At 58.5% G+C, this 12,249-nt stretch carries 10 protein-coding genes; 7 read left to right on the forward strand and 3 right to left on the reverse strand.

Annotated features, from left to right (window positions below; genetic code table 11):
* Window positions 1–59: 59 nt before the first annotated feature.
* Both BM267_RS02490 and BM267_RS02495 read left to right on the forward strand, forming a co-directional pair.
* Window positions 60–1,391 carry a ferredoxin reductase family protein gene (locus BM267_RS02490; RefSeq protein ID WP_074778050.1) on the forward strand — a complete coding sequence of 444 codons (1,332 nt, stop codon included), beginning with the start codon at window positions 60–62 and terminating at the stop codon, window positions 1,389–1,391.
* Between the two features lie 524 nt (window positions 1,392–1,915).
* Window positions 1,916–3,931, forward strand: a complete 2,016-nt coding sequence (locus tag BM267_RS02495; RefSeq protein ID WP_074778048.1) for a carboxylesterase/lipase family protein — start codon at window positions 1,916–1,918, stop codon at window positions 3,929–3,931.
* A 63-nt stretch (window positions 3,932–3,994) separates the two neighbouring features.
* On the opposite strand, the gene BM267_RS02500 is transcribed toward BM267_RS02495, so the two are convergent.
* Window positions 3,995–5,296, reverse strand: a complete 1,302-nt coding sequence (locus BM267_RS02500; RefSeq protein ID WP_074778046.1) for an SLC13 family permease — start codon at window positions 5,294–5,296, stop codon at window positions 3,995–3,997.
* A gap of 24 nt (window positions 5,297–5,320) precedes the next feature.
* Entirely contained in the window at window positions 5,321–6,142 is an 822-nt protein-coding gene (locus BM267_RS02505; RefSeq protein WP_074778044.1) for an amidohydrolase family protein, read from the reverse strand.
* Between the two features lie 153 nt (window positions 6,143–6,295).
* Between BM267_RS02505 and BM267_RS02510 the strand changes: the two genes are divergently transcribed.
* The 4 genes from BM267_RS02510 (at window position 6,296) to BM267_RS02525 (ending at window position 9,524) form a co-directional block, all read left to right on the forward strand.
* Window positions 6,296–7,030 (forward strand): GntR family transcriptional regulator, encoded by a 735-nt coding sequence (locus tag BM267_RS02510; protein WP_211242657.1) that lies wholly within the window; start codon window positions 6,296–6,298, stop codon window positions 7,028–7,030.
* Window positions 7,031–7,050: 20 nt separating this feature from the next.
* Window positions 7,051–8,238 carry a YbfB/YjiJ family MFS transporter gene (locus tag BM267_RS02515; RefSeq protein WP_074778042.1) on the forward strand — a complete coding sequence of 396 codons (1,188 nt, stop codon included), beginning with the start codon at window positions 7,051–7,053 and terminating at the stop codon, window positions 8,236–8,238.
* A gap of 1 nt (window position 8,239) precedes the next feature.
* Window positions 8,240–8,836 carry a glutathione S-transferase N-terminal domain-containing protein gene (locus BM267_RS02520; RefSeq protein ID WP_074778040.1) on the forward strand — a complete coding sequence of 199 codons (597 nt, stop codon included), beginning with the start codon at window positions 8,240–8,242 and terminating at the stop codon, window positions 8,834–8,836.
* Between the two features lie 139 nt (window positions 8,837–8,975).
* Window positions 8,976–9,524: an NADPH-dependent FMN reductase gene (locus tag BM267_RS02525; protein ID WP_074778038.1), complete on the forward strand. Its 549-nt coding sequence runs from the start codon at window positions 8,976–8,978 to the stop codon at window positions 9,522–9,524.
* Here BM267_RS02525 and BM267_RS02530 read toward each other — a convergent pair whose 3' ends face one another.
* Entirely contained in the window at window positions 9,525–9,863 is a 339-nt protein-coding gene (locus BM267_RS02530) for a 4a-hydroxytetrahydrobiopterin dehydratase (protein WP_074778036.1), read from the reverse strand.
* A gap of 141 nt (window positions 9,864–10,004) precedes the next feature.
* Here BM267_RS02530 and BM267_RS02535 point away from each other — a divergent pair, with 141 nt between their 5' ends.
* Window positions 10,005–12,215, forward strand: a complete 2,211-nt coding sequence (locus tag BM267_RS02535) for a TonB-dependent siderophore receptor (RefSeq protein ID WP_083392380.1) — start codon at window positions 10,005–10,007, stop codon at window positions 12,213–12,215.
* The last annotated feature ends 34 nt before the right edge of the window (window positions 12,216–12,249 follow it).

Consider the following 12,249-nt stretch of genomic DNA (forward strand, 5'->3'; position numbering starts at 1 on the left):
CCGCGTTTAATACTCCTCAGAGTTCTGTTATTCAAGCTCACTCCGGGAGGGGTTATACGGTGCGTCACTTGAAATGGGTCTTCTGGTCGAGCCTGGGGTTGATTGCCCTGCTCTGGCTGATTGCCGAGCCAGGTCTGTCCAACACGCGCGGGTTTTTCACCTGGCGTAGTCTGCTGGTACAACTGACCGGTGTGCTGGCCATAGGTTGCATGAGTCTTGGCATGCTGCTGGCACTGAGGCCGAAATGGCTGGAACGGTGGCTAAACGGACTCGACAAGATGTACCGGCTGCATAAATGGCTCGGCATGGGCGCATTGGTTCTTTCCGTTCTCCACTGGTTGGCTGCCAAAGGGCCAAAATGGGCAGTGGGTTGGGGCTGGCTGGTAAAACCGCAAAAAGGCCCCAAGGCTGTGCAGCAACCACTGGAAGCTTTTTTTTACAACCAACGCGGCCTCGCCGAAAGCCTGGGCGAATGGGCTTTCTATGTTGCGGTTATCTTCATCGTCCTGGCGCTGATCAAGCGCGTGCCCTACCGACTGTTTTCCCAGGTCCACCGGCTGTTGGCCATCATTTATCTGGTGTTGGCAATGCATAGCCTGGTACTGCTCAAGTTCAGCTATTGGGAATCTCCCATTGGCTGGCTGACTGGTCTGCTGCTGGTCGTCGGCAGCTGGGCTGCGGTGATCTCGCTGTTGCGTCGGGTAGGTGCCCAGCGCCGGGTACCGGGCAGCATTACCGGGCTGCATTACTATGGCGGGGTCAAATCACTGGAAATACAGACCAGGGTCTCGGGTTGGCCGGGGCATCAACCCGGCCAGTTCGCCTTTGCCAGCTCGAATGCAAAGGAAGGTTTTCATCCGTACACCATTGCCTCCAGCTGGGACCCCAACGAGCCGGATATCACCTTTGTGGTCAAGGAGCTGGGTGACCATACCCGTACCTTGCATGAACGGCTGACTGTCGCCCAGCCGATCATCCTGGAAGGCCCCTACGGCTGTTTTACCTTCGACGACCCGCGCCCGCGGCAAATCTGGATCGGCGGCGGGATTGGTGTTACCCCCTTTGTCGCCCGCTTGAAACATCTGGCTGCGCATCCGGCGGCAAATCAGCCGGTGGATTTTTTCCATAGCACAGCCGAAGTGGATGAACAGGCACTCGCCCGCCTGACCGAGGACGTCAGCAGTACCGACGTGCGACTGCACCTGTTGATCGATGCCCGTGATGGCTATCTGACTGCCGAGCGCATCCGCGCCGCAGTTCCTGAATGGCGTAACGCAAGTATCTGGTTCTGTGGCCCGGCGAAATTTGGCGAAGCGCTGCGCCGGGATTTCGCCGCTTCGGGTTTCCCGGTCCACCAGCACTTTCATCAGGAACTGTTTGAAATGCGCTGACCTAAGCCAAGCTCCCCGGCCGGCGTCATCCAGCGCACCGTGTTTTTGCCGCAGGCCGTCACCCCTGACCACCAATGCAGTCCTCTGCTGTATGAGGCTGCTCTCCTCCTACCGTCGTGAATGAGCGGCACTGTCAGTCTAGCCAAGACAACTAATGACCAATCATTCTGCTAGTGAATGCTTGGTCACCATAAAGACGGAAAATCAAAAGTAGGCCTGATTCAATTTTGCCAGGCATAAATGGCCTTAGGCGCTCTGCATCAGTAGAGACATATCTTGATAATGACTTAAAATCACATAGCGATCCCGCCTGATTCTATCCCGCCACCATCTGCACTTCTGTGCTCCAAGCCTAACCAATTTGGGTTACGTCTCACTATTCGCTTCTATACTGCCCGGCGTTCCCGATCGGAACGCAACGTTCTTTCGTTAGGCCATGGATGTGGCCCGCAACGGATATTCTCGGTGCGGAGCAAAGCATCTGTCCCGAAAGGCTTAAAACAACAATAATTGGAGTTCAATTCATGTATCGCATGACCAGACCAGGCAATCGCTCGATTGTATTGGCCACCTCCTTGGTACCCTTGCTGCTGGCCGGCTGTTTCGGTGGTTCTTCTTCCTCCTCGAAACCCACGGTGCTTACCGGCACTTTCATTGACAGCGCCGTGTCGGGGCTCGATTACCAGGGCACCGACACCGCCGCGAGCGCCACGGACGACCAGGGTCAGTTTCAGTATCGACAAGGGGAAACCATTACCTTCTCTATCGGCGCGCTGGAATTGGGAGCCGCCGAGGGAGCAGAGATACTGACGCCACTGAGCATCACCGCAGGCGCCAGCTCGGCGCAGGATCAGCGGGTGAACAACAAGCTGATCCTGCTGCAGACCCTTGATGCCGATGGGGATTTGAATAACGGCATCCAGCTCACCGACACCATCAGTACTGAGGTGTCCTTACATGCTCCCGACATTGATTTCGACCAGCCAACGACTGATTTTCGCACCAGCCTCCAGCCGTTGATTACAGCATTGGAAGACGCCGGAGCGTTCTCCGATACCGATCCCCGTCCTCGCGTCATCGCCTCCGCTACGGATGCGATCGAACACTTCCAGCGCGCGACCAACCCGCGGATAACAATCAATACCACCGGGGGAGAGCTGCGCGGCTTCGAAGCGACCGAGGATACCTGGCAGTTTCTGGGTATTCCCTATGCCGCTCCCCCACTCGGAGAGCTGCGCTGGCGTGAACCGGAGCCGCCCGAACCTTGGTCAGGCGTTCGCGACGCCATCGCCTGGGCGGACCAGTCAGCGCAGGACATGGCATTGGAAGGCATCAACGAAGGGGGCATGAGCGAGGATTCCCTCTATCTCAACGTCACCGCACCCAAGGACGCCGATGGCCTGCCGGTGATGGTCTGGTTCCATGGCGGGTCCTTCACCATTCTTTCGGCCAACTCTCGGCAGTACAACAACCCCGACAGCTTGACCAATGAAGGGGTGGTGCTGGTGACGGTCAACCACCGCCTGGGGCCCTTCGGCTATATTGCCCATCCCCAGCTGAGCGCTGAAAGCCAGTACGGTGGCTCCGGCAACTACGGTCAGATGGATCTGGTCATGGCGCTGAAATGGGTGCGGGACAATATTGCCGAGTTTGGCGGTGATCCTGGCAATGTCACCCTGTTCGGCCAGTCCGGCGGTGGCGGAAAAGCCTACTCGTTGATGAACTCTCCCCAGGCCACCGGCCTGTTTCACAAGGCCATTGTACAAAGCGCCTTTGCGCCCATGGATGAAACCGGCTCGCCCTCCGAATCGCTGCGTTCGGCAGAGGAGCTTGGGGTAGCCATGTTCGAGCGGATCGGTGCCAGCAACCTCGAAGAGGCCCGGGCGCTGCCGTGGACCGCCATCGTCCAGGCAGAAGCGGACAACAGCATCCCACGTCAGACTTATCGGCCGAACGCGGATCATTATTACCAGCCCGAGACCTATTACCAGAATGCTCTCAACGGCATGCCAAGCGATGTTCCGCTCATGGCCGGCGTTACATCGGGCGACGGACTGAACCATCGGTCATCGTTCCCCATCTGGCTGGAGCAGCGCTCGGACTACTATCAATCAAACCAGTTCATCTACAAGTTCAGCCGGGTACCCGATGGCTGGGCCGAGATGGGATTGAGAAGCTGCCATGGCTGTGAACTGCCCTACCTGTTCAATCATCCGACGGGCATGGTGCAGAACTTCCAGCTCGGCCTGGTAACCACCCCGGATGGTAGCCGGCCACAAATTGGCGACCTGAACGACAACGGTATCACCGGCAGCCAAGGGGATGCGGCGGATGTTTATGCATCCATGGAATGGGGCTCGAAGGACGCCGCCGTTGCGCAGCAGATGATGCTGATGTGGACCAATTTCGCCAAGACTGGAAACCCCAGCACCAATGGCCTGGACTGGCCGGTCTACAACCTGTCCAACGATACATTTGTCGAGATCGGCCCGGAGACCGAGACGACCATAGAAACCGGACTGGCAGACGCGGTCAGGTAATATCTCTGTAAAGCGACAAAGAAGGGCAGCTTTCCAGCTGCCCTTCTTTCATTGCATTTCCTATTAGAAGAAGAACGTCAACACGATACTGAATATCAACGCAGCCACAATACCGATGGGCGCAGCCCGGAACAGCAGTTGCGAGAACAGGCCCGAACGTGCCTCTTCATTAGGGCAGGCACCGAGCATCAGGCTGCCACCGGAGGAAAACGGCGAGATGGACGTCGCCTGAGCGCCTGCGACGATGCAGATGAAAATGATCATCGGATCGAGGCCGAGGTTGCCGGCAATGGAGGGTACTATCGGAAACAGCGCGGGCGTCACCACACCCAGCGTGCTGGAGAAAAGCGACATCAGCGCTGCGACGACGCCAAACGCCAGAGGCACCAGACTGGTCGGAATGTTGGTACCGATCCATGAGGCCAGCATGTCGATGGTGCCCGCCTTGATCGCAATGGAAATCAGCATGCCCACACCGCAGATCATGATCAGTGTGCTCCAGGGCACCGACGCCATGGCTTTGCGCTCATCGCCCAGCTTCAGCAACAGTGCAATCACCGAGAAAACACTGGCGATCAGCCCGATATCCATCTTGCTGTTGATGAAAGTGGCAGTGGCGCTGTCCGGGAAGATCAGGTGAGCAATAGGCGCCATCAGCACCAGCGCCATCATCAAAAGGGTCAGCCACAGGGTGGTTTTCTGCTGCTGGTTGAATGCTGTCGGCAGGCTTACTCCGAGACTCGCACCCTGCATGGATTTCCTGTGGCCGGTAAAGAACACCAGCACGGTAATGACCGCCAGCGGAATCAGCATGGTGCTGGCGAAAATACCGAAGCTGTTGATGAAGGCAACTTCTTCGGCGATCCCCGAGTTGACCATCAAGCTGCGGAAAATGATCCCGCTCTGGCTGGATACGAAGTTGGCCCCGCCAAGCGCGCCATAGTTGACCGACATCGCCCCGATAATGAGGCTCATGCGGGTTTTTTCACACAGCATCAGCGTAATCGGCGCCATGAAGGCGAGCACCGTGTAGTAACCGGCGCCCATCGCGGCAATCAGCGCCGATGTGAAGAAAATGGCATAGGGCAGCAGATGTGGCACGTTTCGGCAACGATAGAGCAGGTGCTCCGACAACTTCTCCAATGTGCCGTTGACGATGGCGAAACTGTAGAACAGGCACACGGCGAAGATGATGAAGAACATTTTCAGCGGCCACATACCGATGACTTCGGACGGGCTCAGACCCATTACGAAGCAGCCGATGAGGTAGGCAAACGCGATGGCAAACAGGCCGATATTGATCCTGGTCTTATAGCCCAGGGCGATGGCGGCAATGATGGCAGCAACCACAATGAAACTCGTCATGCTGAAGTACCTTTGCAGTTGTGATCAGGCGAACTTGAACAGCTTGCCGGGATTGTCCACCAGCACCTTGGCGCGGTGCTCAGGATTCGGCAGCAGCGCTTCGATGATGGAATATTGGGAAACGTAGCTGACCTGATCCTCGAACTGGGTATGCGGCCAGTCGCTGCCCCAGAGGAATCGGTCATGACCGGCACAGGCACTGATCAGCACCCGCAGGTTGGCCGCTGCCTGGTCCAGCGTCAGGTTATTGCGATAGGTCGCGGAAAGCTTGATCCAGAGCTGTTCATGGGCCAGCAGGCTGAGGAAGCGGCCGTGACTACTGTGGTCCGGATCAATCATGCCTTTGGGCAGGCCGAAATGATCGATCACCACTGCCACCCCGGATTCGAGAATGCTGGGAAGAATCAGCGCCAGATCCTCCATCCCCCGCTGGATCTCAACCGACCAATGACGACGAGCCAGTTTCAGGAAGAACTCTTGCCAGCGTGGCTGGGCAAAATCTTCCAGCGCCAGACCCACCAGATTCAATCGTACCCCGACCGTACCCGAGGCCTCCAGCCTATCCAGCTCCGCATCGCTGATCTGCGGGTCGACCACTACCACGGCGCGCAGCTGCTCCGGGTAGCGGCGAACCGCCTCGAGCATGAAGCTGTTGTCGGTACCAAGAAAACTTGGCTGGATCAGCACCCCATGGGAAAGACCGCTGCCTAGCAGGTGGGCCAGGTAGTCTTCCACCAGCGCATCATAGGAAGGGCTGTAACGACGACCGGCCGCCATGGGCAGATCATGACGAAAAATATGGGCATGGGTATCAATCCCGGTTACTGCAAGCGGGGAGGACTTCATGGAAATACCTTTATGTTGTTATGGCGCAGGCTCGCCTAGAGATATACTCATATATATGACTAGAGGACAATATTGATGACGCAGCAGGCTGTCAAATCTTTTCACCTGCGACCTTGGTGGTAAGATGGCGCCTTCGCTCACATGGATATGCGCATGCCCGCGAGAATGAGACCTGACGAACGCCTGCCGTTGTATCAACAGCTCAGCGATGAAATGCTGGCTCGGATTGCCGCCGGAGAATGGCTGCCCGGCACACCCATTCCTAGCGAAACGGAGCTGACCAGGCTCCATGGCGTGGCCATCGGCACGGTCAGAAAAGCTGTCGATACATTGGTCAAGCAAGGAATACTGGAACGCAACCACGGGCGCGGAACCTTTGTGCGCAGACCGCAGTTTGCCGAATCGTTCTTCCGGTTCTTCCGTCAGGTCAGCCCCACGGGTAACCAACCGGTGCCCCAGAGCCGTATTCTCACGCGCTCGCTTGAGCTGCCTCCAGAAGCTGTTCGACACTCCCTTGCCCTGGAAAAAAACGAACCCACCGTATACCTGACGCGTGAACGGATCATTCAGGAAGATCGCCTGTTTCGCGAGGAGATCTGGCTGCCGAAGGACCGATTCTCCCCCTTGCTGGACATTGATCCCACCCAGTTTGCCAACATGCTCTACCCCTTTTATGAGGAACGCTGTGGCCAACTGATAGCCTCGGCTCGGGAAACCCTGACCATTGAATCAGCCGACAAGCATATGGCGAAGCTCCTCGGCATTGCCGCCGGTGAGCCGGTCGTGGCAGTTGAACGCATCGCCTTGGGTTATGATGCCACGCCGCTGGAATACCGCCTGTCACGGGGCGCGGCGGAAGGCTTTCGCTATCAGATCGACCTGCGCTGAAGGAGCGCCTGTAACCTCTTATGATTCAGCGCAACGATTTGCCGCCCCTGCTGACTGGCATGATGGCCACCCTGGTCGGCGTCGGGCTCGCCCGTTTTGCCTATACCCCCTTGATTCCGATACTGGTGCTGCAGGGCTGGTTCGATGCCAGTGCCGCGATCTATCTCGGCGCCGCCAATCTGCTGGGCTACCTGCTGGGCGCACTGATGGCCCATCGGCTCTCCGAACGCTTCGGCGCGCGGCAATTGCTTGCCTTCTGCTTTATCAGCATCGCCCTGAGCTTTTTCGCCAGCGCTACGCCCGGTAGTTTCGCCTGGTTCTTTTTCTGGCGGCTGCTCGCCGGTATTACCGGAGCGATTCTGGTGGTAGTCGGCCCTTCGCTGGCCTTGACCCGCGCCCCCATCGCTCGACGCCCGGTTGTCGGCCCGCTGGTATTCTGCGGTATCGGCCTAGGCGCATTGCTGTCGGCGACGCTGTTGCCGCTGCTTATCCAATACGATCTGATGTGGAGCTGGCTGACCCTCGGCGTGTTATCACTACTGGCTGGTTTTATCTGTGACCAGGGGCTGGCGCGGCTGCCGCCGGCCGCGACGATCGCAGCCGCCAACGGAACCGGCGGCGGCGCCCCTGTATTGAGCATCGCCATCATATTGGTGATGCTGGCCTACGCCATGGACGCCGCCGGGTTCATTCCGCATACGGTGTTCTGGGTGGATTATCTGGCCCGCGAGCAGGGCCAGACGAGCAGCGCGGCGGCCGCGCAATGGGCGATGTTTGGCGCCGGCGCGATCATCGGCCCGCTGGCCGCCGGACTGCTGGTCAGCCGCCTTGGCTGGCACCGCAGTCTGGCTACTGGCTACCTGATCAAATGCCTGGCCATTGCCCTGCCGTTGTTTGCCAGCGGGCTGCTCAGCAACTCGGTCTCTTCTTTCCTGGTCGGTGCCATGGTACCCGGTCTCGTGGCCTTGACCTCCGGGCGACTGGCCGAACTCGGTGGCCCTGCCGAGCATAAACGCCTGTGGGGCTATGCCACGGCCGCCTTCGCCGTGCTGCAGGCGGCGTCGGGCTATGCCATGTCCGGCCTGTACGCCCTGCTCGGCAGCTACCAACCACTGTTCGCCCTGGGTAGCGCCCTGCTCGGTCTTGGGCTGCTACTGATCATCTTCAGCGGTCGCTTTCAACCGGCCGCCTCACCACGGAGCCTGTGACATGAAACTCTACCTGAATGCCACTTCCCCCTTTGCCCGCGTGGCCCGCATCATCGCCTTGGAAAAGGGGCTGCAGGATCAGCTGGAGCTATGCTGGAGCGATCCGTGGACGAACGACCCGGCGCTGCTGCAGGCCAATCCGGTGGGTCGCATTCCGGTGCTGGTTACCGAGGACGGTCGTGCCATTGCCGAGTCGCTGCTGATTGCCCAGTACCTGGACAACCTGACGCCGTCGCCACGGCTGCTGCCACCGGCAGAGCTCGCCGCGGTATTGCAGCGCACCGGTCTGGGCTATGGTCTGATGGAAGCAGCCTTCACTACCGTGATCGGCCGCAAGCATGATGCCGAAGCGGATCAGTCAGTCCTCGGCCAGCGCCGCCTGCAGGCCATTGACCGCAGCATCCAGGCTCTTGCTTCGCAGCATCGGGATGATGGTCAGCAGACATTGGACCTCAGCATTATCGTGACGGCCGTAGCCCTGGATTATGTGCTGTTCCGGCTGCCCGAGATTGATTGGCGGTCCCGCTACCCGGAATTGGCCGCTTGGCACCAGCGGGTCACCGTGCGGGCGAATTTCACTGAGACGGCCTTCAACTGAGCCATCTTAATATCGATTAATTTGATATGAATAACGCAAAATAAGCGATTTATTCATCGCCGATCATGATCGATAATCGCTACCATCAATAGCCCAATCATTCCCCGCCACGCCTGCGCGTGGCCCTTTGGAGACACCAATGAGCAATATCCATCTGGCAATCGTGGTAGGCAGCAACACCCGTGTATCCATCAACCGTCAATATGCCCAGGCGCTGGCCAAGCTGCTGCCCGCGCACTTTTCCGTGAGCTATCCGCAGATTGACGACCTGCCCATGTACAGCCTGGATCTGGAAGTCGAGCGTCCGGCGAGCGTTAACCGTTTCACCGACGAAATCAATGCTGCCGATGCCGTGCTGATCGTCACGCCCGAACATAACCGCTCGGTTCCTGCAGTGCTGAAAAACGCTCTTGACTGGGGTTCCAAGCCGATGGACAAGAACGTCTGGCGCGACAAGCCGGTCGCCCTCACCGGTACCTCGCCGGGTGCCATGGGTGCCGCACACGCCCAACAGCATCTGCGCCAGATCATGGGCATTCTGGGCTCCGTGGTGCTGGGCGGCGAAGCCTATATCCAGTTCAAACCGGAATTGATCACCAGCGATGGCGAGATCGGCCCTGCCAGCCATGGTTTCCTGCAAGCCTATATTGACCGCTTCGTTTCACTGGCGGAAAAGCTCAAGGGTTGATCAGGAAGCAAGTTGATCGGTTCGCGCCGCCATGATGAAATCATTGCGGTGCAGCCCACCGATCTTGTGCGTCCACCAGCGTACCGTCACCTTGCCGTATTCCAGCAGCAGTGCCGGGTGATGGTTCTCTGATTCGGCAAGTTCCGCCACCTTGTTGGTGAAGACCAGCGCGGCGGCGAAATCCCGGAAAGAGAATACGCGCTTGAGCTGTTGCTCATTGCCCTCCGCAATGATCTCCCACCCGGGAATCTCGCGCTGCAGCTCCACCTGTTCCTGCTTGCTGACCTTGGGCGCATCTGCGCGACAAGCTTCGCAATGCTGCTGGGTCAATGTACTCATGTTGTTCTGCCTCCCGTGAACTGATCCGATGCTCCACCCACTATAGCGCGCCTGACTGAACAGCAAATAAATTAATGCAAATCGTTATCAGTAAGATTAATATTCCTTTCGTTTTTATCCCTGAAACGAAAAGGAACCTCCATGCCGCGCACCGCCATTCCCTTCAGCCTGTTGCTGCTGCCCCTGTCCATATCCCTGGCGCTACCGGTCATGGCCGCCGGCGAACCAGCCGAAGCAAGCACCGGCATTGAGCTGCAGCCCACCTACATCAGGGGCTCCCTGGGTAATGCGCTGGGTGAGACCGAAGGCTATCGCGCTACCCATAGCAGTGTGGCGACCAAGACCAGCATGCCACTGCTGGAAACCTCCCAGAGCGTATCCGTTGTCACCCGCAAGCAGATGGATGACCAGGGCGCGCAGAGCGTAGCCCTGGCCCTGCGTTACACCCCAGGCTTGATGAGTTCGCCCTATGGCGCGACCAGCCGCTACGACTATGTCGCCATGCGCGGTATTACCGACGGCTCGGTCGACAACCTGTATCTGGATGGCCAGAAGCTGTTGGGCGACAGCGCCACCTACAGCACGCTGCAGGTCGATCCCTACTTTGTCGAGCGGATCGACATTCTCAAGGGCCCGTCTTCGGTACTCTATGGTCGCAGCCTGCCGGGCGGACTGGTGGCGATGACCAGCAAGAAGCCGGGTTATGACACCCATCGTCAGCTGCAACTGTCCTATGGCAGTCACGATTACAAGCAGGCCGCATTCGATATCGGCGTCCCGCTGGATGAAGGGCGGCGGGTAAACTATCGCCTGGTCGGCGTGGTGCGTGATGCGGCGAGCCAGGTAGATGACATCAAGAGCGAACGCTTCGCGCTGATGCCGTCGCTGGCTATCGATTTCACTCAGGATACCCGCCTGACCCTGCTGGCGATGTTGCAACATGACCCCGAAGGCGGCTACCACGGAGGGTTGCCGGCGCAGGGTACGGTCACGTCGCACAACGGCCGGCGCATCTCCCGCAGTTTCTTCGAAGGCGATGAGGATTACGAGAAATTCGAGCGCCATCAGTACATGCTCGGCTATCAGTTGGAGCATCGCTTCAATGATGTGGTATCGGCCCGGCAGAATTTCCAGTATCTGGATTCGACGGTCGATTCCGGTCAGGTCTACCAGTATGGTTACGTTCCCGGCACCGATAACCTGGACCGCTATTACACCGGCGCCGATGAAGCGCTGCATGCCTGGAGTGTGGATAACCAGCTGCAGTTCGAGTTTGCCACCGGCGAGCTGTCCCATACGCTGGTCACCGGACTGGATTACCAGCGGCGCAAAACCAAGGTCGCTTATGACGCCGGTTATGGCCTCGCCCCAATCGACCCCTTTACCGGCGCCGAAGGAGCAGCCACTCCGGTGTTCTATCACCAGTATGACGAAGCCCGCTTTCTGGAGCAGACCGGCTTGTATGTTCAAGATCTGATCAGCCTGGGCAACTGGCGGTTATCGCTGGGCGCGCGTCAGGACTGGGTGGATATGGATTTCGAGCAGACCCGCTCGATGTACGGCAATCAAGCTGATGATGCGCGTATCGATCAATTTTCCGGTCGCATCGGATTACTGTACGCCTTCGACAATGGCCTATCACCCTACGCGAGTTTTTCTCAGTCGTTCAACCCCAACGCCACCGGCGCCTACAACGAAACCGCACCCGGCGTGTTTGACATCAGCCTGCTCGATCCAACCGAAGGCGAACAGACCGAAGTCGGCCTCAAGTTCCAGCCGCCCGGCACCCAGGACCTGTATACCATTGCGCTGTTCGACCTGACCCAATCGAATCTGGCTAACAAAGATTCCGGTGAGTCTTTCTACCGCGCAGTGGGCGAAATCAGCTCCCGTGGTGTCGAACTGGAAGCCCGTTTCAAACCTATCGAGCCGGTCAATGTGCTGGCCAGTTACACCTGGATGGACGTGGAGTATTCGAAGGACTTCACCGGCACTGCCGGCGTCAATAACCGTGGCAATACCCCCAATGCAGTGGCGAAGAACATGGCTTCATTGTGGGCTGACTACAGCTTCACCAGCGGCCCATTGGCGAGCCTGCAACTGGGCGCCGGGGTCCGTTATTTCGGCAAGAGCTGGGCGGACGCGGAAAATACCCTGCGCATCCCCTCCTACACCTTGTTCGATGCCTCGGTCGGCTACGATCTCAGCCAGTTGGGTGCGTCCGGGCTGGGCCTGCGCGTCAACCTGAACAATCTGACCGACGAAACCTACGTGGCGGCATGCAACAGTTTGAGCCAGTGCTATTACGGCGACGAGCGCAACGTCATGGCGACCCTGACCTACGACTTCTGACCACCCGATAAGGCCGCCGGCAGTCTGCCGGCGG

This window comes from Halopseudomonas bauzanensis (genome assembly GCF_900114735.1).
Taxonomy (GTDB): Bacteria; Pseudomonadota; Gammaproteobacteria; order Pseudomonadales; family Pseudomonadaceae; genus Halopseudomonas; species Halopseudomonas bauzanensis.